General features: G+C 67.9%; 1 protein-coding gene. It reads right to left on the bottom strand.

Features of this window, described 5'->3' with window-relative positions:
- Positions 1-57: 57 nt before the first annotated feature.
- Entirely contained in the window at positions 58-1,425 is a 1,368-nt protein-coding gene (exoE, locus tag G4D87_RS37740; RefSeq protein WP_163787589.1) for a polyisoprenyl-phosphate hexose-1-phosphate transferase ExoE, read from the bottom strand.
- Between the last annotated feature and the right edge of the window lie 21 nt (positions 1,426-1,446).

Genomic DNA, 1,446 nt, shown 5'->3' on the forward strand with positions numbered 1-1,446 from the left:
CCCCAGGCGGGCCCACCTCCCGGCCTCCCTCAGCGGAGGCCGGGAAAGCGAAATGCCCTACCGCGCCCCACGACCGAGAAGCACATGCCTCACGGTGTGGAAGATGATGCCCACATCCAGGAACAACGAACCGTTCTTCACGTAGTACAGGTCGAACTCCAGCTTGTTCCGCGCATCCTCCACCGACGCGCCGTAGGGGTAGCGAATCTGGGCCCACCCCGTCAGGCCTGGCTTCACGGCCTCCCTCAGGCCGTAGAACGGAATCTGCTGCTTCAACTGCTCGACGAACACTGGCCTTTCGGGGCGGGGCCCCACGAAGCTCATGTCTCCCGTCAGGATGTTGAAGACCTGGGGAATCTCGTCGATGCGCGTGCGGCGGATGAAGCGGCCCACCCGGGTGACACGGTCATCGTTCGCCTTCGCCCACACCGCGCCGTGCTTCTCCGCGTCCGTGCGCATGCTGCGGAACTTCCACAGGTGGTACGTGCTCCCGAACAGCCCGGTCCTTTCCTGCCGGTAGAAGATGGGGCCCTTCGAATCCAGCTTGATGGCCACCGCGACCAGCAACAGGAAGGGCGCGGACAGCATTAGCAGGAGGGATGCCACCGCGATGTCGAAGCCCCGCTTCAGCGTGCGGCGCAGCGGGGACACGGTGAGCTCGTCCGCGAAGGCGAAGTCGCTCGCCCGCAGGAACTGCACGGGAATCCGGCGCAGCACCCGCTCGCAGAACCCCGTGGCCTCATACACCCGCCGGCCCTGGAGCCGGCAGCGCAGCAGGCCGTCCACCCAGTTGGCCCCGCGCATGTCGTCCGCGGCCTGCACGACATACGCCGCGTTCAGCCGGGCCGCCGTCTGCTCCAGCGTCTCCCCCGAGGTGCGAGGGTCCGTCAGGCCCACGATGCGGTAGGTGCCCTCCCCGCCCGCTTCAATCGCGCTGGCCACCGCGCGCGCCTTGGGCCCTTCGCCGACGATGAGCACCGCGTGCGGGGCGCCCACCAGGGCGCGGATGGACACCCGCACCATCAACGTCCCGGCCAGGGCCCCCATGGCCCCGCCCAGCAGCGTGCCCGGCGGGAGCTGCATCGGCACCACCAGCGGGGTGACGAGCATGACGCCGCCCGCCACCATCGCCGTGACACCCGCGGCCTTGAGGAACCGGTATCCCCTCACCCGGTCCTCCGCGGCCACACGGAGGTCATACAAATCCAACAGGTACAGCGTGAACTGGAAGGTGATGACGAACGCCGCGCCCACCCACAGCAGCGTGGGCCACCACTGCGACAGCGGGGTGTGCGTCCCATCAGGCGCGAAGAGTGCCGCGCAGGCCGCCGCGCCCATCACGCAGGCCAACGCGATTGCCGAACTTTCGGCGAGGAAGAACGTGAGTTTCTTTGCAGAGAAATAGTGGTGAAAAACGCGGAGCACGTGCCCCTCCAACCTACCCGC

Source organism: Myxococcus vastator, assembly GCF_010894475.1.
In the GTDB taxonomy this organism is placed as follows: domain Bacteria; phylum Myxococcota; class Myxococcia; order Myxococcales; family Myxococcaceae; genus Myxococcus; species Myxococcus vastator.